The organism is Methylobacterium sp. AC433 (genome assembly GCF_979253015.1).
This window is the reverse complement of the sequence record NZ_CEEDBN010000004.1, coordinates 58,189-79,855: the sequence shown is the minus strand read 5'-3', so window position 1 is coordinate 79,855 and position 21,667 is coordinate 58,189. Positions and strand designations below refer to the sequence as shown.

The window sequence follows — 21,667 nt, the reverse complement described above, 5'->3', positions numbered from 1 at the left end:
GGACCCGCCGCGTGCGGGTTCGCGCGACCCACCGTCGGTTCAGCGGTCGCGCAAGCACAGACGAGATGGAGCACGCATGAACGCACCCAGCCCCGCAACGACCGCCGCCCAGCGGACCGCAGCCGGTCAGGTGCCGCTTCCCGCCGCCCTCGCGCCCAGGGCCGAAGGGCCGCGCATCTACAATCTCTTCCCGCTCCTGGTGGGCCGTGTCTCGGCTTGGACCGCCGAGCTTCCACGGATCGCCGCCCTCGGCTTCGACTGGATCTATCTCAACCCCTTCCACCAGACCGGCGGCTCGCGCAGTCTCTACGCCGTGGCCGACCCGGACCGCCTGGACGAACGTTTTCGCGACCACGACGGCACATCGGACGACGAGCAGATCCGCCGATTCTGCGCTGCGGCGGTCGCGCAGGGCCTCAGCGTGATGACGGACCTCGTCATCAACCACACCGCCATGGACGGTCCGCTGGCCGCACAGCGCCCCGACCTGTTCGTGAAGGATAGCGAGGGTCGGATCGAAAGCCCGTATGCCGTCGATCCGGATGATCCGTCGATCCGCACGGTCTGGGGCGACCTCGCGGAACTCGACTACCATTCGGAGGGCTCGCGCCGGGAACTCACCGCCTTCTGGTCGGGCTACGTCAATCGCCTTCAGGACCTCGGCGTGCAGGGCTTCCGCTGCGACGCCGCCTACAAGGTGCCGGCCACGGTCTGGCGCGACCTGATCGGTGCCGCGAAGGCGTTGGAGCCGGATTGCCTGTTCGCGGCCGAAACGCTCGGCTGCACCTTCGCGGAGGCACAATCCACCGCCGGCGCCGGCTTCGACTACCTGTTCAACAGCTTCGCCTGGTGGGATCTCAAGGCGTCCTGGGCTCTCGATCAGTACGAGCGCCTACGCGTCATCGCGCCCTCGATCGCCTTCCCCGAAAATCATGACATGGCCCGCCTGGCGGCCGACCTGGATGGCGATCCGACCGCCATCGCCCGTCACCTGACGGCGCGCTACGCCCTGTCGGCCTTCTTCTCGGCCGGCGTGCTGATGCCGATCGGCTATGAGTGGGGCTATCGGCGCGCCCTGCACGTCGTCGAGACGACGCCGGAGGCGCGCGAATCCGCCACGGGCATCGACATTTCCACCCCCATCGCGGCGATCAACGCCCTGCGGGCCGAGTTGCCGGCGGCCAATGTCGAGGGTGCGCAGGCGCGCATCTCGTCGCCCGACGCGCCCTACACCGCGCTCCTGCGCTTCGACACCGGGCACGGCGCCTCGGCCCGCAGCGCCACGCTCGTGCTCTATAATCCGACCGGGCACCCGGCTCCTGTCGAGCCCGGTGCCCTGCTTGCCCGGACCGGCGGCATGCTCGGCGACTTCATCGACCGGACGCCGCAGGCCGACCCCATCGATTTTCGCCCAGGGATCGCCCTGACATTGGCGCCCGGCGAATTCCGCATCCTCGCCGCGGAGCGTGCCGATGCGAAGGGCGCCCCGAAGCCGAGCACGCCGACCGGCGAGGGCCGGGTCGTGATCGAGGCGGTGATGCCGGAACTCGACGGTGGTCGCTCCGCCGTGAAGCGCGTGGTCGGCGAGAGCGTTCACGTCACCGCCGACATCTTCAGCGACGGCCACGAGATCATCGACGCCGAGATCTTGTCCCGGGTGGTCGGCGAGACCGCGTGGCGCGCCGACCGCATGGTCTTCGTGGACAACGACCGCTGGGGCGGGCACTTCCCGCTCCTGCGCAATGCCCGCTACGAGTTCACCATACAGGCCTGGCGCGACGGCTATTCGTCCTGGGTCCGTGACACCCTGAAGAAGCGCCAGGCCGGCGTCGACGTCCGCTTGGAGACCATCGAGGGCGTGACCTTCGTCATCGGCGCGTCCGAGAACGCGACCGGCCCGGATGCCGCCCGCCTGAACGCGCTCGTTGGCGACCTCGAAGCGGCGGGGACGGGCTCGGCCGCGCAGCTCGACCTGATGCTGGAGCCGGCCAATGCCCACCTGATCCGTCGGCACGCGCCGCGCATCAACCTCTCGCGCTACCCCGTCAACGTACCGGTGATCGCCGACCGCCTCGCGGCCCGGTTCTCGGCCTGGTACGAGATCTTCCCACGCTCGCAGTCGATGGACGTGAACCGCCACGGCACCTTCGATGACGTGATCCGACGCCTGCCCGAGATCCGCGAACTCGGGTTCGACGTGCTGTACTTCACGCCGATCCATCCGGTCGGAAAGACCAACCGCAAGGGCAAGAACAACACCCTCAAGGCTCTGCCGGGCGATGTCGGCTCGGTCTACGCGGTCGGTTCGGAGGAGGGTGGCCACGAGGCGGTGCACCCCGAACTCGGCACCCTCGACGACTTCCGCCGTCTGGTGGCGGCGAGCCACGCCTATGGCATGGAGGTCGCGCTCGATTTCGCGATCCAGTGCTCGCCGGACCATCCCTGGATCAAGAACCACCCGGAATGGTTCGAGTGGCGCCCCGACGGCACCCTGAAATTCGCCGAGAACCCCCCTAAGAAGTACGAGGACATCTCGAACGTCCATTTCTACGGCGGCGCATTGCCGTCCCTCTGGATCGAGTTGCGCGACATCGTCATGGGCTGGGCCGAACTCGGCGCCCGGATCTTCCGGGTCGACAACCCGCACACAAAGCCGATCCCGTTCTGGGAATGGATGATCGCCGAGGTCAACGCGCGCTATCCGGACGTGATCTTCCTCGCCGAGGCTTTCACGCGCCCGAAGATGATGAAGAAGCTCGCCAAGGCCGGCTATCAGCAGAGCTATACCTACTTCACGTGGCGCGACACCAAGGCGGACCTGATTGCCTATTCGACCGAACTCGCCGGCGAGATGGGCGAATACTATCGGCCGAACTTCTTCGCCAACACGCCTGACATCAATCCCATCTACCTTCAGACCAGCGGACGGGCGGGCTTCGTGGTGCGCGCGACCCTGGCCGCCACGCTGTCGAGCGTCTGGGGCATCTACAACGGATTCGAGATGTGCGAGGCCGAGCCCTATCCGGGCAAGGAGGAGTATCTCAACTCGGAGAAGTACGAGCTGAAGGCCTGGGACTATCACCGGCCTGGCAATATCCGCGAGCACATCATCAAGCTGAATCAGATCCGGCGCGACAATCCGGCCCTGTGGGACTTCCGGAACGTCGTCTTCACCGGCGCCTACAATGACCAAATCATCGGCTACGCCAAGGTGACGCCGGACGGAGACAACTGCATCTTCGTGCTGGTCAACCTGGACCCGCGCAACCGTCAGGAATGCACCTACGAGGTTCCGCTCTGGCTGCTCGGTCAGCCGGACGACGGCGCGGTGGAGGTGGAGGACCTGCTGCTCGGCTACAAGTTCGAGCTGCGTGGGAAATCGCACCGCATCGCTCTCGATCCCGCGGAGCGCTCCACGGTGATCTGGCGCCTTCGCGCTCCGAGCCGGGTTGCGTAAGCCCCGTGCCCGTGTCAGCAAAAAACCCGGCGGCCCAGGCGGGCCGTCGTCGTGTCGCCCGATTGTCGGCGCCTACCCCGCTGACGGACGCCGCACACCCCAGTCTCATCGCTGTGAGTGGTGCGGATGCCCCGGACACGCCCTTGAACTCGACGCATGAGGCAACGACGCGATGATCGATCGCAGCGATCCGCAATGGTACCGTGACGCCATCATCTACCAGATCCACGTCAAGTCGTTCTTCGACTCCAACAATGACGGGATCGGCGATTTCGAGGGCCTGACGCAGAAGCTCGACTATGTCCGCGACCTCGGCGTCACGGCCATCTGGCTGATGCCGTTCTACCCCTCGCCGCTGCGCGACGACGGCTACGACATCGGCGACTATCGCGACGTCAATCCGTCCTACGGTACGATGGAGGAGTTCCGGAAGTTCGTGGACGCGGCGCACGAGCGTGGCCTGCGCGTCATCACCGAGCTCGTCATCAATCACACCTCGGACCAGCATCCCTGGTTCCAGCGGGCCCGCGAGGCCCCGGCCGGTTCGCCGGAGCGTGACTTCTACGTCTGGTCGGACACCGACACGCCGTACTCGGACACGCGCATCATCTTCCTCGACACCGAGGTCTCGAACTGGACCTGGGACCCGGTCGCCAAGCAGTATTTCTGGCACCGGTTCTACAGCCACCAGCCGGACCTGAACTTCGACAATCCGGCCGTGCTCGAGGCCGTGATCGAAGTGATGCGCTACTGGCTCGACATGGGTGTCGACGGCCTGCGCCTCGACGCGATTCCCTACCTGATCGAGCGCGACGGGACGAACTGCGAGAACCTTCCTGAGACCCACACGGTCATCAAGGCGATCCGCGCGGCCCTCGACGCGAGCTATCCCGACCGGATGCTGCTGGCGGAAGCCAACCAGTGGCCCGAGGAGACCGCGCAGTATTTCGGCGACGGCGACGAGTGCCACATGGCATTCCACTTCCCGCTGATGCCGCGCATGTACATGGCGATCGCCCGGGAGGACCGGCACCCGATCACCGACATCATGCGCCAGACCCCGGAGATCCCCGAGGGCTGTCAGTGGGCGATCTTCCTGCGCAACCACGACGAGCTGACGCTCGAGATGGTGACGGCCGAAGAGCGCGACTACCTGTGGTCGTTCTACGCCGCCGAGCGCCGCGCCCGCATCAACCTCGGCATCCGCCGCCGCCTCGCGCCCCTGCTGGAGAACGACCGGCGCAAGATCGAACTCATGAAGTCCCTCGTCCTGTCGATGCCCGGCACGCCGGTGCTGTACTACGGCGACGAGATCGGCATGGGCGACAACATCTATCTCGGTGATCGCGACGGCGTGCGCACGCCGATGCAGTGGTCGCCCGACCGCAACGGCGGCTTTTCCCGGGCCAACCCGCAGAAGCTGTTCCTGCCCTCGGTGCAGGACCCGATCTACGGCTTCGATGCGATCAACGTCGAAGCGCAGACCCAGTCTCAGACCAGCCTTCTGAACTGGACGCGCCGGATGATCGCGATCCGCAACAACTCGGTCGCGCTGGGTCGCGGCGGCATGCAGTTCCTGTATCCGTCGAACCGCAAGGTGCTGGCCTGGATTCGCGAGTTCGAGGGCGAGCGGGTCCTCTGCGTCGCCAACTTGTCGCGCGCTCCGCAGGCGGTGCAACTCGACCTGTCGGAGTTGCGCAGCGCGGTGCCGATCGAGCTCACCGGCGGTTCGGAGTTCCCGGCCATCGGCGAACTGCCGTACTTGCTCACGCTGCCGTCCTACGGCTTCTACTGGTTCTCGCTGAGCGCCGCGAACACCGGCAGCATCGGCCCGCAGCCGGAACTGCCGGAGCTTTTCACGCTGGTGCTCACCGGTGGGATCGAGACCCTGATGGCGGGGCGCGAGCGCATTGCCTTCGAGCGTACGGTGGCGCCCCGGTTCATCGCGACCCGCCGCTGGTTCGCCGCCAAGGGCTCGCGCATCAAATCGGTGCAGGTCACCGACAGCGCGGCTCTCAAGGATGGCACCGGCGAGGCGAAGTTCCTCCTGCCCCGCGTCGCGGTCCACCTCTCCACGGGCGAGCGCCAGGATTACTTCGTCCCGGTCGCCGTCGACGAGGGACGCGAGGACGAGGCGATGCTCCAGCACGCCGTCGCCCGCGTCCGCCGCGGTCCGCGCACCGGCCTGCTCCTTGGCGCCGCCGCTTCGCCGAACTTCGCGGTCTCGATGATCGAGGGCATGCGCGAGGGCCGCGAAATCGCCACCGAGACCGGGCGCCTCGTCTTCTCCACTACCTCCGCCTTCGACCGCGAGATCACGTTCGAGGCCAGCGAGGTCCGCTCGCTGAACGCCGAGCAGAGCAACACATCGATCGCCATTGGCTCGAAGATGATGCTCAAGCTCCTGCGCCGCCTTCAGACCGGGGTCCATCCGGAGATCGAGGTTGGGCGCTTCCTCACCGAGACGGCGCATTTCAGCAACACGCCGGCCCTCCTCGGCGTCCTCGAACACGTCGACGCCAAGGGTACCCGCACCGCGCTCGCTGTGCTGCAGGCCTTCGTGCCGAACCAGGGTGATGCCTGGACGCTCATGCTCGAAGGTCTGCGTCGTGACTTCGACACGGTGGTGCTGGCGCCCGAGAGCGAGGCGCCGTCCCCGGCCGAGGCTTTCGAGACCCATCTGCGCTGGGCGATCCTGCTCGGACGCCGCACGGCCGAGATGCACAATGCCTTCGCGGTGGAGACAGACGACCCGGCCTTTGCGGCCGAGCCGTTCGACCACGCCGACCTCTATGCCCTCGGCGACGATACCCGTCGTCAGGCCGAGCGGGCGTTCCGCGGCCTGGATGGCCTCGCGGGCCGTGCCTCCAACGCGGCGAGCACCGAGTTGGCCGGCCGCCGCCACGAGGTCGAGACCGCCATCGAGACGCTGACGGCCAGGGCACCCGTCGGGGCGATGAAGACCCGCATCCACGGGGATTATCATCTCGGGCAGGTGCTCGCGGCCGAGGATGATCTCGTCATCGTCGACTTCGAGGGCGAGCCCTCGCGGCCGGCCGATGAGCGCAGGATCAAGTCGACGCCGTTGCGCGACGTGGCAGGGATGCTGCGCTCCTTCGCCTACGGCGCCGAGACCGTGACCCGCGGGATCGCGGCACGCTTCTCGGATTCCGAGGAGCGTGCCCGCCGGGCCTCGATCGCCTGGCGCGGCATGATCGATGCGGCCTTCCTCGACGGTTACCGCGAGGCCGTCTCCGTGAGCCGGGCCGCCGTGACCGACCCCCAGACGGAGAGCCGCCTCCTCAAGCTCTCGCTCCTGACGAAGGCGCTCTACGAAGTCGATTACGAAGCCAACAATCGTCCCGACTGGATCGAAATCCCCGCCCGTGGGGTTCTCAACATTCTGGATGAAATCAAGAGAGGCGTTTGAATGATGGGCATCGACGAGACGTTCGCGAGCAGGACCGGCCCGGCATCCGGCACCTCCAGATCGGCGGACGTTGCGCCCGTTGCCACCCGGGCGCCTCAGGCGGCGGTGCCAGAGACCGGTTCCCTCCACCCGGATGCGATCGCCGCCATCATGGCGGCGAACCACGGAGACCCTTTCTCCGTCCTGGGTCCGCATCAGGTCGGCCCGGGGCAATGGGAGGTCCGCGCCGTCCTACCTGAGGCCAAGTCCGCGAGCCTGCTCGTGGGCGGCCAGCGCGTTCCCTTCGAACGCCGGCATCCAGACGGCTTCTTCATCGCGCGCGTGCCGAGCGACGGGCGCCCGCTCTATGAGTTGTCCGTCGAGACTTGGGACGGCGTCGAGCGCTCGCGCCACGATCCCTACAGCTTCGGCTCTTCGCTCCGCCAGGAGGACATCGACAACCTGCGCGAGGTCGGCAGCAACGTCACCTATCGCATCCTCGGCGCGCAGCACCGTCCGGTCGACGGCATCGACGGCTTCCGCTTCGCGGTCTGGGCACCCAATGCCCGCCGGGTCAGCGTCGTCGGCGACTTCAACAAATGGGATGGTCGCCGCCATCCCATGCGGCTCTGGCAGAATGGCGGGATCTGGGAACTGTTCATTCCCGGCCTGAAGGCAGGCGCGCATTACAAGTACGAGATCCGCGGCGCCGACGGATCGCTCCTGCCCCTCAAGGCGGATCCGGTCGCCTTCGCGGCTCAGAAGCCGCCGGAAACCGCGTCGGTGCTTCAGGGCACGAACGACCCAGAATGGCACGACGAGAAGTGGATGGCGACGCGGGGCGCGAAGGACCCGCGCCACATCCCGATCTCGATCTACGAGGTGCATCTGGGTTCCTGGGCGCGCGTCGCCGAGGAGGGGAACCGCTACCTGACCTACCGGGAACTGGGCGAGCGCCTGATCCCCTACGTCAAGGAGATGGGCTTCACCCATATCGAGATGCTGCCGATCACGGAGTTCCCCTTCGACGGGTCGTGGGGTTACCAGCCGGTCTCGCTCTTCGCGCCGACCAGCCGCTTCGGCACGCCGGACGACTTCGCGGCCTTCGTGGATGCCGCGCATGCCGCCGGGATCGGCGTCATGCTGGACTGGGTGCCGGGCCACTTCCCCCTCGACGCGCACGGCCTAGGCCAGTTCGACGGCACGCACCTCTACGAGCACGCGGATCCACGTCAGGGGTTTCACCAGGATTGGGGCACCTACATCTACAATTTCGGCCGCACCGAAGTGTCCAGCTTCCTGGCGGCCAATGCGCGCTTCTGGCTCGAGCATTACCACCTCGACGGCTTGCGCGTGGATGCGGTCGCGTCGATGCTCTACCTCGACTATTCGCGCCGGCAGGGTGAGTGGATCCCGAACCGCTACGGCGGCAACGAGAACCTCGACGCCATCGAATTCCTGCGCAAGACCAACGAGGCGACCTACGCGCACGCGCCCGGCACCCTGACGGTGGCGGAAGAGTCGACTTCCTGGCCGGGCGTCTCGCATCCGACCTACACCGGTGGCCTCGGTTTCGGCTTCAAATGGAACATGGGGTGGATGCACGACACCCTGAACTTCGTTTCGAAGGAGTCGATCCATCGGCGCTACCACCACCACGACCTGACGTTTGGCCTTCTCTACGCCTTCTCCGAAAACTTCATCCTGCCACTGTCCCACGATGAGGTGGTGCACGGGAAGGGGTCGCTGCTCGGCAAGATGCCGGGCGACCGCTGGCAGAAGTTCGCGAACCTTCGGGCCTATTACGGGTTCATGTGGGGCCATCCGGGCAAGAAGCTCCTCTTCATGGGTTGCGAGTTCGGCCAGGAAAAAGAGTGGAACCACGACCAGAGCCTCGATTGGCACTTGCTGGAAGACGGCATGCACCAGGGCGTCAAGGATCTGATTCGCGACCTCAATCATCTCTACGCATCGACTCCGGCCCTCCACAGTCGTGACACCGAGGCCGGTGGCTTCCAGTGGCTCGTCGCCGACGATCAGGACAACAGCGTTATCGCCTGGGCCCGCAAGGGTCGCGAGCCGGACGAGATCGCGATCGTGGTCTCGAATTTTACGCCGGTGCCCCGCGAGGGCTACCGCATCGGCGTTCCGGCGGCCGGGTTCTACCGGGAAGCGATCAATTCGGATGCGGGGCGTTACGGCGGCTCCAATGTCGGCAACATGGGCGGCGTCCAGGCTGAAGCCGTCGCGAGCCATGGCCAGCCTTACTCGGTGTCGCTGACGATCCCGCCCCTGGCCACGACGATCTTCGTTCGCGAGGGCTGAGCTTTTCCGAAAGGTTTTCTTTCCTGCAGGCCCTCCTGTGAGAAGGAGGGCGGCCTCAAGACGAAGAAAGCCGGCGGGTCGCCCCGCCGGCTTTCTTCGTTTCGGCCGTTTGAGATCCCTGAAGTCAGGCCGCGCGCAGGCGCAGGCCGGCGGTATTGCCGAAAGCCCTGGCATAGAGCGAGGCGTAGTTGGTGGCAGCTTGGTCCCAACCGAACGAGCGCGACATGGCGTGGCGGCGCATGGCGTTCAGGCGCTTCTTCTGCGCGAAGGCCTCGAAGGCCCGGCGAATGGCGCCGGAGAAGCCCCGCGCCGACGCTTCGCCGAAGGTGAAGCCGGTGACGCCATCCTCGACCGTGTCGGCGAGACCGCCGGTACGGTGGACGATCGGCAGCGAGCCGAAGCGCTGAGCGTACATTTGAGCGAGGCCACAGGGCTCGAAGCGCGACGGCATCAGAAGAAAGTCGCTGCCGGCGAACATCCGGCGGGCATCGCGCTCCTCGAAACCGACATGGACGCCGACCGAGGCGGGATGACGCCGGGCAAGGTCCCGCAGCGCGCCCTCGAAGCGGCCCTCGCCCTGGCCGATCACAACCAATTGGCCCCCCTCGGCCACGATGGACTCGGCCGCGCCGATGCTGAGATCGATGCCCTTCTGGTGGACGAGGCGGGACACGACGGCGAAGAGCGGACCGCGCGAAACCGCCAAGCCGAACTGCCGCCGGACGGTCTCGGCATTGGCCCGCTTGCCCTTCCAGTCGTCGATCTCGAAGCGAGCGGCCAGGTGCGCATCGGTGCGCGGATCCCAACTCTCATCGATGCCGTTGAGGATGCCGGCAAGGCGCCCCTGCGCCGCACGCGTGCGCAGCAGCCCGTCGAGGCCGCAGCCGGATTCCGGCGTGATGATTTCCCGGGCGTAGGTCTCGCTCACCGTGGTCACGTGCGAGGCGTAGTAGAGCCCGGCCTTGAGGAAGGAGAGCTGGCCGTAGAACTCGACCCCGTCCATCTGGAACGCGTCCTCCGGAACGCCGAGGCGCCCGAGGGACTCACGTGGGAAGACGCCCTGATAGGCGAGGTTGTGGACAGTGAGGATGCTCGGCACCCGTAGCCCGCTCCAGGCGAGGTAGGCGGGGGCGAGGGCAGCCTGCCAGTCGTTGAGGTGCAGGAGGTCCGCCGCCCAGGCCGGGTCGATGCCACGTGCGAGCTCTGCGGCGGCGAGGCTCAGGCGGGCAAAGCGGATATCGTTGTCACCGAAATCGCCCTGGGCATTGCCGTAGGGCGTGCCGTCGCGCTGGTAGAGATCGGCGTTGAGGATGACGTAGACTTTGAGCCCGTCGCCGGTCTCCACGAGGCCGAGGTCGCAGGGGGGGATGCCGGCCTGTCCGGGCAGTTGTGCGACGACCGTGATGTGGTCGAATTGCTCGACGACCTGCCGATAACCCGGAATGAGGACACGGACGTCGTAGTGCCGGCGCAGGGCTCGGGGAAGCGAACCGGCCACTTCGCCGAGGCCGCCCGTTTTCACGAAGTCGGCCATCTCGGGGGTGGCGAAGAGGATGCGGGGTTGAAGCTGTTGACGGGATCGGGTGCTGTGGTGGAGGTCGAAGTGATCGGGCTGATCCGACAGGCTCATGAATACGTTCCCGGGTCGAGCGAGGGGCGGGAACGGAGAGCGAGAGCCCAGCATCGACGTCGACCTCGTGAACACAGCGAGACGGCTTTTGTTCCGTTGCGTTGCACAATTCAAGCCACGTTCAGGAACTTTCTCGAAGCGGGACAAAAGTGCCCGCTTTCCACACGTCGGCACCGTTGGAAGCTCGCCCTCTAAGCCGCTTGGATGAGGATCACGCCCTCGTTCGCATCCAGTGTGATCGTGGCCTCGAGCATTCCGCCGATGCGAACCGCATGCGTCGAGAGCAGAATGGACCAGCGGTTTTCGCCTGGACCGGTGATCATGACCTCCTGCTGCGATGCACTGAAGTTCAGCAGAATGCGGAGCTTTCCGGCACTGTCCTCACGTTCGTAGGCAAAGACGAAAACCGTAGTGGTGGGCAGGATTCTGAACGTCCCAGTTGCGAGCGCGGTGTGATCCCGGCGCAGGCGCAGCAGGCGACGATACAGGGTGAGCAACGACCGTGCGTCGTCGCGCTGAGATTCGACGTTGCGAATGCCAGCGTCCGTGGTCTGAGGAAGCCAGGGTTCACCCGTGCTGAAGCCCGCATTCGGAGAATCGTCCCACTGCATCGGCGTGCGTTCCGGATCGCGCCCGTGGCCTGGCTCGTTACGCTCCCAAGGGTCTTGCACGCGCTCCGGCGGAATGTTCACCTGGGCGAGCCCGAGTTCATCGCCGTAGTAGAGTGTCGGCGTGCCGCGCAGGGTGAGGAGAAGCATCGCCGCGATGGCGGCCTGTTCGGCGCCGACCCGCGCGGCGATCCTTGGCTGATCGTGATTGCCGATGACCCAGTTGGGCCATCCGCCCGGGGGCAAGGCCTCCTCGTAGGCCACCACGAGATCGGCCACCGAGCGGGCGTTCCATGGAGTCTGGATGAGTTGGAAGTTAAAGGGCAGGTCGACGCCTGCGAGGTCAGTGCCGTAATATGCCACCAGACGTTCGACGGGGAGATAGATCTCGCCGATGAGCACGCGCTCGCCGTAAGGCGCCAGCACCGCCCGCATCTCCGCGATGACGTCGAACACCTCCGGCCGGTCGGCCGAATAGACCTGGGCGAAGCGGTTGATCTCCGCCTGTCCAGGCCCGAAACCCGGATTCTCTGGGTTGTCGCGGAATCCCTCATCCTTCATCAGATGCCAGATCACGTCGACGCGGAAGCCATCGACGCCGCGGTCGAGCCAGAAGCGAAGCGCATCGTGCATCGCGGCCCGCACATCCGGGTTGCGCCAGTTCAGATCCGGCTGCTCGCGGAGGAAGGCGTGATAGTAATATTGTCCCGTGGCCTCGTCGCGGGTCCAGGCGGGGCCGCCGAAATTGCTGATCCAATTGTTGGGTGGGCCACCGTCGGGGGCCGGATCACGCCAGATGTACCAATCGCGCTTCGGGCTCGTGAGCGACGCCCGGCTCTCCACGAACCAGGGATGAGCGATCGAGGTGTGGTTCGGAACGAAGTCGAGGATCACCTTGAGCCGGCGAAAATGTGCCTCGGCGATGAGCGCATCGAAATCAGCCAGCGTCCCGAACAGGGGATCGACGCCACAGTAATCGGCGACGTCGTAGCCGAAATCCGCCATCGGCGAGGGATAGAATGGCGAGATCCAGACAGCATCGACGCCGAGCCAGGCGAGGTAGTCGAGCCGGCGGGTGATCCCACGCAGATCCCCGATCCCATCGCCGTCGCTGTCCTGGAACGAGCGCGGGTACACCTGATAGACCGTGCCGCGCTTCCACCAGACCGTGTCCGCCATGCCATCCCTCCGGCGACGCGTCCCGGTTGCGTCCCGGGCGGACCCTAGCGGCTGCTGACACGTTTCGCGACCCATCGCCGGACGATGTCGTTCAGACAATATTCGAACGTGGTGTGGTCTCATTCCCGCGCGGTTTGGCTGAGACTGTCGGGCAGTGCAGGACCGGTTCAAATCTTGGACGCAGGTCTAGCGGCAAAGATATTCACTTCAGTGAGGGCATGCTCAGGCAAGCAAGGTACGGCACTCTGAAGAAGTAGAGATTCCTCAGGATTGGTGAAGTGCGGAGTAGCCGCCCCGGCGCCAGGATCGGACGCCAAGCCATGGAGATCTCGCGATCGCGGAGCAGCGCCGGATCGTGACACGCGACGACGGGGACGAGGCCGTGCGCGGAACGTGTGTAGCGACGGGAACGACCACCCGGGGGTTGTCATTCCGGACACGACTACCGAGTTTCACGGCCGAGAAGGGGGACTTGAGACGTGCTGAACGACAAACTCATCGGACGAGACAATGCCGACATCACCGCGTCTATGGCCGGCCCGGACGTGACGGGGCGGATGGGCGCGCCCCTCACGCAGGAACGGACCCGGCCGTTGGCGAGGCCATCCGGCGACGCGGTGGCCGACCTGCGCGAGGCCATCCTCGCGAAGCTCGCCTACGCCATCGGCAAGACGCCCCGGACCGCCCGCGAGCGCGATTGGTTCGCCGCGACGGCGCTCGCCCTGCGCGACCGGATCGTCGATTCCTGCCTCGACGGTGACGCGTCGATCCCGAACAAGCGCGTCTACTACCTCTCCCTCGAATTCCTGATCGGGCGTCTCCTCTCGGACGCCATGAACAATCTCGGCCTCGTCGAGACCACCCGTGCGGCCCTGCGCGAACTCGGCGTCGAACTGGGCGACGTGGAAGCGGCCGAGCCGGACGCCGCGCTGGGCAATGGGGGACTCGGCCGTCTCGCCGCCTGCTTCATGGAGAGTATGGCGAGCCTGTCGATCCCGGCGATCGGCTACGGCATCCGCTACGACCATGGCCTGTTTCGGCAGTCCCTGGAGGATGGCTGGCAGAAGGAGGCCCCGGAGACCTGGCTCGCCGAGGGAAACCCCTGGGAATTCGTACGGCCCGAGGCGACCTACACCATCGGCTTCGGCGGTCACGTCACCATGTCGTCGATCTCCGAGGGCGTGATTCGCCGGCACTGGCACCCGGCCGAGACGGTGCGGGCCGTGGCCCACGACGTACCCGTGGTCGGCTGGCGCGGACGCCACGTGAACACGCTGCGTTTCTGGAAGGCCGAGGCCGAGGCCCCGATCGAACTCGCCCGCTTCAACGGCGGCGACCATGTCGGTGCGGTAGCAAGCCGGGCGCGCGCCGAGGCGATCTCGCGGGTGCTCTATCCGAGCGATTCGTCGACGGAAGGTCAGGAACTACGCCTGCGGCAGGAATACTTCTTCACCTCGGCGTCGCTCCAGGATCTCGTGCGCCGTCACGTGGCGGAGCGTGGAGACCTCCGCTCCCTGCCCGACCACGCAGCGATTCAATTGAACGATACGCACCCCGCCATCGCGGTGCCGGAGTTGATGCGGCTCCTCCTTGAGGATCACGGCTTCAACTGGGAGGATGCCTGGCACGTCACCACCCACACGCTCGGCTACACCAACCACACGCTCCTGCCCGAGGCATTGGAGACGTGGCCGGTCGAGCTGATGGAACGGGTGCTGCCGCGCCACATGCAGATCATCTACCTGATCAACTGGATGCACTTGGAGGAGCAGGGCAAGCAGGGCCGTGGCTCCGCTGAGAAGCTCGCCGCCGTCTCGCTCATCGACGAGACCCATGGAAAGCGGGTTCGCATGGGCCACCTCGCCTTCCTCGGTGCTCGACGGGTGAACGGTGTCTCCGCCCTGCACACCGACCTGATGCGCTCAACCGTGTTCAAGGATCTGCACGCCCTCGACACCGACAAGATCGTCAACAAGACCAATGGGATCACCTTTCGGCGGTGGCTCCACAACGCCAATCCCGAGCTCACGGCCCTCGCCATCGAGGCCGTCGGGCCGGAAGTGCTCGACACGCCCGAACTGCTCACTGGGCTGGCCGAGGTCGCCTCGGATTCGAACTTCCAGTCCCGCTATGCCGCCATGCGGCGCGCCCGGAAGGTCGCCCTGGCCCAGGTCGTCGCGGACCGCACCGGGATCAGCATCGATCCGTCGGCTCTCTTCGACGTGCAGATCAAGCGCATCCACGAGTACAAGCGCCAGCTGCTGAACGTGATCGAAACCGTCGCCCTCTATCAGGCGATCAAGGCCGATCCGAAAGCCAATTGGACGCCCCGGGTGAAGATCTTCGGCGGCAAGGCGGCGCCGAGCTATATCCAGGCCAAGCTCATCATCAAGCTCGCCTGCGACGTCGCCAAGGTCGTGAATTCCGATCCCGACGTGGCCGGTCGGCTGAAGGTGGTCTTCCTGCCGAACTACTCGGTCAGCCTGGCCGAGGCGATCATCCCGGCCGCCGACCTCTCCGAGCAGATCTCGACCGCCGGGATGGAAGCCTCGGGTACCGGCAACATGAAGCTCGCCCTCAACGGCGCGCTGACGATCGGCACCCTCGATGGTGCGAACATCGAGATCCGGGATCACGTCGGCGCCGACAACATCTTCATCTTCGGCCTGGATGCGGCCGGGGTGCAGGCCCGGATGGCCGAGCCGAACTACGCCGAGGCGGCGATCGCGGCCTCGCTGCGCCTGAAGGCCGCCCTCGACTTCATCGCAGTCGGTGGTTTTTCGCCCGAGCAGCCCGATCGGTTCCAGCCGATCGTCGACGATCTGCGCCACAACGACCGCTATCTCCTGACCGTCGATTTCGACGATTACTGGCGAGTGCAGCGTTCCGTGGATCAGGCCTGGAACGATTCAAAGGCCTGGTGGCGGACAGCAATCCTCAACACCGCACGGATGGCGTGGTTCTCCTCCGACCGCTCCATGCGCGAGTATGCCGAGGAGATCTGGCGCGTCCGTCTCGGCTGATCAGGATCGCCCGGTTCCCGCCATGAGGACCGGGCTCCCAAGGCCGGCAACCCCCAAACGAAACGAGGCGCATCCCGTCGGCCGGGATGCGCCTCGTTTCATTCTGACACCTGCCCTGGGCGGCGGGAGGTTTCAGATGCCTGCGTCGATCAGAATGGGATGGCAGCGGGCGCCGGTCGTGGCTGCGAGGACCTCGACGGCGCCCACCGTCGAGGCATCGCCGGCGACGTGGACCACATCGGTGCTACGCAGGCAAGGCAGGTGAGCGGTCAGCGGGCCAGGACGAACCTCCGGTGGACGCTGGCGGGTCCGGTCCGAGACCGTGACGATCCGGGTGACGCCGGTCGCGCGCAGCCAGTCGAGGGCAGGGCGCATGTAGAGGTCTAGGGGATTGCGCGCGCCGACGATGAGCATGATCTCGCGAGCGGGCTCGATGTACCGCGCCGCATGCGCGATCGACCAGATCGGGGCAAAGCCCGTCTCGGAAGCGACCAGCACGAGACGTCCCCCACCGGCTCGATAGAAGCCGCGTCCGACGGGGCCTTTCACTTTCACCGGATGGTCGAGTTCCAGGGCCTCGACCAGTTCATGGCCGAGACCGAAGCCTTCGCGGTCCTGACGGATATGAAAGACCAGTTCGTTGAGTTCGGCAGATCCATCGACACGGAGGGTCGGGCTCAAGGTGACGGGCGCAAAGTTCTCGAAAGTCACGTCGACGCCGTGGCCCGGCTCCAGGGCGAGGCGGCGGGTGATCGTGACCACGACCTGGAAGGTGTGCGGCCCGAGTGCGATGATCTCGGTGACCGAACCGCTCCGTTTCTGGACGGCGGTCGGACGGCTCGGCAGCACGAGGCGCGAAGGCGGCTCGATGGCCGCCGCCCGGGGCAGCGAGAGCTTGATGGACTCACCGCGGTGAGCACGGCTCTGTGCCCGGCGTGGCGCAGGGCCGGAACCCTGGCTTCCAGGGCCGGGCAGGGGAGCGATCATCCCATCGGCGAGGGCGGCCTCCATCGGGGTATCCCCGGTGGAGACGCGCACGGACTTGCCGTTGACGACGAGCGAGCAGCGGGCGCTCATGGTCGTCCTTCAGTGGTGGGGAAAGGGACGGGCGGCGTTCGGCGGGGTCGGGCGACGACCCTCACGTCTCAGCGCGGTTCGTTGAGCAAATGGTCGACGAGAGCCGCCCAGCGATCGCGAACCGCCTGGGCTTCCGGAGACAGCGCCTCGGCGCCGTCGATGCGGCTGATGCAGGCCCGGAGACGCTCCGACTCACGCCGCTCGGCCCCGAGGACGGCCTTCATCACCATGACCTCGGCCTTCAGCCGGGACACCTCGCCTGACGCAGATGCCGGCATCGCTTCGGTCGCGGGCACCGGGCGAACCGGAGCGTCCGGAACGATCGGCGCGGGTTCGGGAGCTGTGCGGAGCGGGCGCGCCATCAAACGCCGGACGAGGCCGGTGTCGATCTCGTCATCCACGATCCGCAACGCTGCCTGCGCCATGACGCCATCTCCCTCGGCCAGCGCATCGCGCCCTGCCGCCCGCACATCAACTCGAGGCTGAGAATGGGGGATCATGGTTAAGGGAGGTTTAAGCGAATGCCGCACGATGCGAGCATCCGGTCGAGCTCTCTCACGCGGCTTCCGGCGCCGCACCGAGCAACTGCCTGGCCTGGAGCATCGACATCGGTTCTCCGAAGGCAAATCCTTGAGCATAGTCGCAGCCCAGCTCGAACAGGATCTGGGTGTCGACTTCCGACTCGGCGCCTTCGGCGACGATCGACAATCCAAGTTCCTGAGCCATCTTCACGATAGAGCGGAGGATCGCCGTCTGCCCCGTCGCGATCTGACGTACGAATGACTGATCGATCTTGATCGTGTCGAAGGGGAAGCGCTGCAGATAGGACAGCGCCGAGTAGCCGGTGCCGAAATCGTCGAGGGACAGGCCCGCGCCGAGGTCGTGGATGCGGTGGAGCATCTGCGCCGCGTATTCGGGATTCTCCATGACCAGGCTTTCGGTCATCTCCAGCTTCAGCGAGCCGGGGATCACGCCGGAGCGGGCAAGGATCGTCTTCACGTCGTGCAGCAGATCGTGGCGCAGAAGCTGGCGCGAGGAAACGTTGACGGAGGCGAAGATCGGCGGGTCCACGTCGAGGGAACGCTGCCAGGCTGCCAGTTCCAAGGCCGTGCGCTCGAGGGCGAAGATGCCGAGGTTGACGATGAAGCCGCTCTCTTCCGCGATCGGCAGGAAGGTGGAGGGTCCGATGCGGCCGAGCTTGGGATGATCCCAGCGCAGGAGCGTCTCGAAGCCCGCGACCGTGCGGTCTTCCAGGCGAACGATCGGCTGGAACAGGACCTTCATCTCGTTCCGATCGAGGGCCCGGCGCAGGTCGGCCTCCAGCATCAGCCGGTCGCTGCGCTCGTTGCGCATGGTGGCGCGGAAGACCTCCGTACGATCGCCACCGCCGCGCTTGGCCTGGATCATGGCCATCTCCGCGTTCTTGAACACCTCCTCGCGCTTCAGGTTGGCGGCGCCCTCGTGAAGGGCGAGACCGATCGAGACCGTCAGGAAGATTTCGCGATCGGCATAGGTGATGGGCGTCGCGATCGCTTTGCGGATCATCTCCGCGAAGGCGAGGATGCGGTCGGGCTCTCGCTCGGACAACAGGATCAGCGCGAACTCGTCTCCGGCGACCCGAGCCAGGGTATCCTGCGGTCTGAGCAGGCGTCCGAGGCGACGTGAGAGCGTCAGCAGGATCGAATCGCCGGCCGACAGGCCGATGGCGTCGTTGATCGCCTTGAACCGATCGATATCGAGGACGATCGTCGTCGGGCGCAGGCGCGGATCCTGGCTGGCGAAGGCCAGTGCCGCGTCGAGGCGATCGTAGAAGAGTTCGCGGTTCGGCAGACCGGTGAGGCTGTCATGGACCGCGTCGTGGAGCAGGCGCTCCTCGGCCGTCTTCACCTCGGTGACGTCGCTGATCGTGCCGACGACGCGGATGACCTCGCCGTCCGAGCCGATCACCGGCCTCGCCTTGAGGCGATACCAGTAGTACGGGCCGGCCGTGGAACGCAGACGGAAGTCGTGGACGATGCGGCCGCGGCGCTCCTCGATGACCGTATCCAGGGCCGCGGAGTAGCGCTCGACGTCGAAGGGATGGACGAGGGCGAGCCAATTCGCCGCCGGCCCTTCCAGGGCACCGCGCTTCAGACCGAGCTGTCCCTCGATCTCCTGGCCGGCGAAAACGCGGTCGCCCGGCACATCCCAATCGAACACCACGTCACCGGCGCCGGTGAGGGCGAGGGCGCGGCGCTCGGTATCGGAGACCAGGGCATGGGTCAGCCCGCCGCCCGCGAAGGCGTGCTGCATGACCGTGAAGCCGATCAGCATGACGATGAGAACGAGGCCGCCGATCAGGGCGGGCTGCACGAGGTCGCTACCGATCTGCCCCGTGATGGCGAAGCCCGCGGCCACGACCCAGACGAGGAGCAAGCACCAGGTCGGAACCAGCAGGATGGCCCGGTCGTAGCCGTTATGGGCCGCGAGGTAGACGATCAGCAGCAGGCCGACACCGGCCACCGCCGCGATCGAGATCCGGGCGACGCCCGCGGCGACCGGCGGGTCGAACACCGCGAGGCCGACGAGGCAGGCGAGGAACAGCAGCCAGATGATCGCCACGTGGCTGTAGCGAACGTGCCAGCGGCTGAGGTTGAGATAGGCGAACAGGAAGACCAGCAGCGTCGCGCCGAGGACCGCTTCGGTCGAAGCGCGATAGACCCGTTCGGCCACTTCGGTGATGGAAAAGACGCGTTGCAGGAAGCCGAAATCGATGGAGGCATAGGCCAGCACGGCCCAGGCCAGGGATGCGGCGGCGGGGAAGATGATTGCCCCCTTAACCACGAAGATGATCGTCAGGAAAAGGGCGAGCAGGCCGGCGATACCGATGATGATGCCCTTGTAGAGCGTCAGGCCAGTCGATTTCTTGCGGTAGGCTTCCTGGTCCCAGAGATAGACCTGGGGGATGTTGGGGCCGCGCAACTCGGCCACGTAGGTGACCGTCGCGCCGGGATCGAGCGTGATGACGAACTGATCTGCTTCCGGATTTTCGTCCCGCTCGGGCCGGATTCCCTGGCTTGCGGTGATGGCCGCGATGCGTGAGCCGCCGAGATCCGGCCAGATCACGCCTGAGCCGACGAGGCGGAAGTGCGGAGCGACGAGGACACGGTCGACCTGCTCATCGGTATCGTTCGTGAGCGCGAACACCATCCAATCGGGCCGGGCTCCGGTCTCGCGGGCCTTCACGACGATGCGGCGGACGATGCCGTCCTTGCCAGGGGCAGTGGAAATCTGAATCAGGTCGCCGTCGGAGCGATAGCGCTCGATCATCGGCGTGAGGTCGATGGCGGACGCATCGAGAGTGACGCGCACGGCCTCGACGGCATGCGCCGCACCGCTGACGATCAGCGCAGAGAGCAGCGCCGCGACGAGGGCCGGGACGACGGCGGCGAGGACGAGGGCGATTCTACGCAACGGGCGAGTGTTCCGGCCGGGCGAGGCATGATCGACGGAGGCAGGCGAAGGGATACGGCTCAGCTGTGCATCCAGTCGTATCGGTGAGGGCCGCAGCGAGCAAGGCGACGGGCCGCCCTGCGCGACGGCGTTCACCGCTTCTGAACCGTGACGCCGAACGATTTCGATCGCCCGCCTTTGCGGCCAAAACAAGCCGCATCGGCCGAGCTCAGGCCGCCTTCAACGTCGCCTTGATGCGATCGAGGGTAGGAAGCTTCTTGATGGGGCCGATAGCGGCCAGGGTGGGGGCACCCTTCAGGAGGCGCTGACCGGCCAGACGGACGTCGTCCACGGTCACCGCATCCACTTTCGCGATGACCTCGCTCGCCGGGATGACCCGTCCCCAGGCCAGGATCTGCCGGGCATTGCGCTCGATGCGGCCGCCGGGCGTCTCCATAGCGGAGAGCAGGGCCACCTTCAGCTGCGCCTTGGCACGGGCGATCTCGATGGTGTCGGCGTCCGCCGCAGCGCGGATGGTGGTCGCCAGCGTCACGTCCATCAGTTCCGCGAGGTCGCCCCCCGAGGTGCCGGCGCCGATGCCGAACAGGCCGCAATCGTAGAACGCCCAGTGGAAGGACTGGATCTCGTAGGCGAGGCCGCGGGTCTCGCGTACTTCGTGCCACAGGCGCGAGGTCAGGCCGCCGCCGAGCACCTGCGCGAAAATGTGCAGGGCGTAATAATCGTCGTCGCGGAACGACAGCCCTGGCAGGCCGAGGACGACATTGGCCTGCTCCAGCTTCTTCGGTAGCCGCTTCTCGCCACCGCCGTAGATCCCGGGCACGGTCTCGGGCGCCTGGCTCGGCTTCATGGCGCCGAAGTAGCGCACCGCCGACTCGACGATGCGGTCGTGCCCGATGGCGCCGGCAGCCGCGAGGACGATGCGGTCGGGGGTGTATTCCCGTGCGATGTAGGCCTCGATCGCTTTGCGGTCGAAGCTGTTGATGGTCTCGGGCGTGCCGATGATCGGCCGTCCCATCGGCTGATCGGGGAACGCTGCTTCGGTGAAGGCCTCGTAGACGACGTCGTCGGGGGTATCCTCAATCGCCGCATGTTCCTGCAGGATCACGCTCTTCTCGCGAGCGAGTTCGCCGGCATCGAAGACAGAGCCGGTGAGGATGTCGCCGATGACGTCGAGGGCGACGCCGGCATCTTCGCCCAGCACACGCGCGGTGTAGCTCGTGCCCTCGGCGCTCGTGGCTGCATTGATGTCGCCACCGACATTCTCGATGTCCTCGGCAATGCGGCGGGCGGAGCGGGTCTTCGTACCTTTGAAGGCCATATGCTCGATGAGATGGCTGAGCCCGCCTTCATCGGCGCGCTCGTGGCGCGAACCGGCGCCGACCCAGACGCCCAGGGTCGCCGTCGCCACGCCCGGCATCGCCTCGGTGACAACGGTGACCCCGTTGTCGAGCTTGGTGATCTTGAGATCGGGCGAGGCACCATGCGTGGCGAAATGCTGGTTCATGA

Annotated in this window: 10 protein-coding genes; 4 read left to right on the top strand and 6 right to left on the bottom strand. The window is 66.3% G+C overall.

The genetic code is table 11. The features are described from left to right. Positions 1-76: 76 nt before the first annotated feature. From AC0IWM_RS08435 to glgB, 3 genes are all read left to right on the top strand, one after another. Entirely contained in the window at positions 77-3,457 is a 3,381-nt protein-coding gene (locus AC0IWM_RS08435) for a maltotransferase domain-containing protein (RefSeq protein ID WP_471754243.1), read from the top strand. 172 nt (positions 3,458-3,629) lie between these two features. Beyond that, on the top strand, positions 3,630-6,887 hold the full coding sequence (gene treS / locus AC0IWM_RS08430; RefSeq protein WP_471754241.1) for a maltose alpha-D-glucosyltransferase: 3,258 nt from the start codon (positions 3,630-3,632) through the stop codon (positions 6,885-6,887). After that, positions 6,888-9,191: a 1,4-alpha-glucan branching protein GlgB gene (gene glgB / locus AC0IWM_RS08425; RefSeq protein ID WP_471754239.1), complete on the top strand. Its 2,304-nt coding sequence runs from the start codon at positions 6,888-6,890 to the stop codon at positions 9,189-9,191. It begins immediately after the preceding gene. A 124-nt stretch (positions 9,192-9,315) separates the two neighbouring features. Here the strand turns inward: glgB and glgA are convergent, their stop codons facing one another. Together glgA and AC0IWM_RS08415 are read right to left on the bottom strand one after the other, a co-directional pair. Continuing rightward, entirely contained in the window at positions 9,316-10,821 is a 1,506-nt protein-coding gene (gene glgA, locus AC0IWM_RS08420) for a glycogen synthase GlgA (RefSeq protein ID WP_471754237.1), read from the bottom strand. Between the two features lie 191 nt (positions 10,822-11,012). Further along, the gene (locus AC0IWM_RS08415) at positions 11,013-12,608 is read right to left on the bottom strand and encodes an alpha-amylase family glycosyl hydrolase (RefSeq protein ID WP_471754235.1); all 1,596 of its coding nucleotides are present in this window, start codon (positions 12,606-12,608) and stop codon (positions 11,013-11,015) included. A 557-nt stretch (positions 12,609-13,165) separates the two neighbouring features. Here AC0IWM_RS08415 and AC0IWM_RS08410 point away from each other — a divergent pair. Next, positions 13,166-15,631, top strand: coding sequence for a glycogen/starch/alpha-glucan phosphorylase (locus AC0IWM_RS08410; RefSeq protein ID WP_471754602.1), 2,466 nt, complete (start codon positions 13,166-13,168; stop codon positions 15,629-15,631). Between the two features lie 132 nt (positions 15,632-15,763). Here AC0IWM_RS08410 and AC0IWM_RS08405 read toward each other — a convergent pair whose 3' ends face one another. The 4 genes from AC0IWM_RS08405 to AC0IWM_RS08390 form a co-directional block, all read right to left on the bottom strand. Then, positions 15,764-16,708, bottom strand: a complete 945-nt coding sequence (locus AC0IWM_RS08405; protein ID WP_471754233.1) for a ferredoxin reductase domain-containing protein — start codon at positions 16,706-16,708, stop codon at positions 15,764-15,766. Between the two features lie 68 nt (positions 16,709-16,776). Further along, entirely contained in the window at positions 16,777-17,133 is a 357-nt protein-coding gene (locus AC0IWM_RS08400; RefSeq protein WP_471754231.1) for a hypothetical protein, read from the bottom strand. A gap of 130 nt (positions 17,134-17,263) precedes the next feature. Beyond that, the gene (locus AC0IWM_RS08395; protein ID WP_471754229.1) at positions 17,264-20,161 is read right to left on the bottom strand and encodes an EAL domain-containing protein; all 2,898 of its coding nucleotides are present in this window, start codon (positions 20,159-20,161) and stop codon (positions 17,264-17,266) included. Positions 20,162-20,369: 208 nt separating this feature from the next. Continuing rightward, on the bottom strand, positions 20,370-21,665 hold the full coding sequence (locus tag AC0IWM_RS08390) for a M16 family metallopeptidase (protein ID WP_471754227.1): 1,296 nt from the start codon (positions 21,663-21,665) through the stop codon (positions 20,370-20,372). Between the last annotated feature and the right edge of the window lie 2 nt (positions 21,666-21,667).

Coding starts and splice junctions, on each gene's coding strand:
- AC0IWM_RS08415 (WP_471754235.1), bottom strand. CDS start 12,608: ATGGCGGACACGGTCTGGTGGAAGCGCGGCACGGTCTATCAGGTGTAC.
- AC0IWM_RS08390 (WP_471754227.1), bottom strand. CDS start 21,665: ATGAACCAGCATTTCGCCACGCATGGTGCCTCGCCCGATCTCAAGATC.
- AC0IWM_RS08405 (WP_471754233.1), bottom strand. CDS start 16,708: ATGAGCGCCCGCTGCTCGCTCGTCGTCAACGGCAAGTCCGTGCGCGTC.
- treS (WP_471754241.1), top strand. CDS start 3,630: ATGATCGATCGCAGCGATCCGCAATGGTACCGTGACGCCATCATCTAC.
- AC0IWM_RS08435 (WP_471754243.1), top strand. CDS start 77: ATGAACGCACCCAGCCCCGCAACGACCGCCGCCCAGCGGACCGCAGCC.
- AC0IWM_RS08400 (WP_471754231.1), bottom strand. CDS start 17,133: ATGGCGCAGGCAGCGTTGCGGATCGTGGATGACGAGATCGACACCGGC.
- glgA (WP_471754237.1), bottom strand. CDS start 10,821: ATGAGCCTGTCGGATCAGCCCGATCACTTCGACCTCCACCACAGCACC.
- AC0IWM_RS08410 (WP_471754602.1), top strand. CDS start 13,166: ATGGGCGCGCCCCTCACGCAGGAACGGACCCGGCCGTTGGCGAGGCCA.
- glgB (WP_471754239.1), top strand. CDS start 6,888: ATGATGGGCATCGACGAGACGTTCGCGAGCAGGACCGGCCCGGCATCC.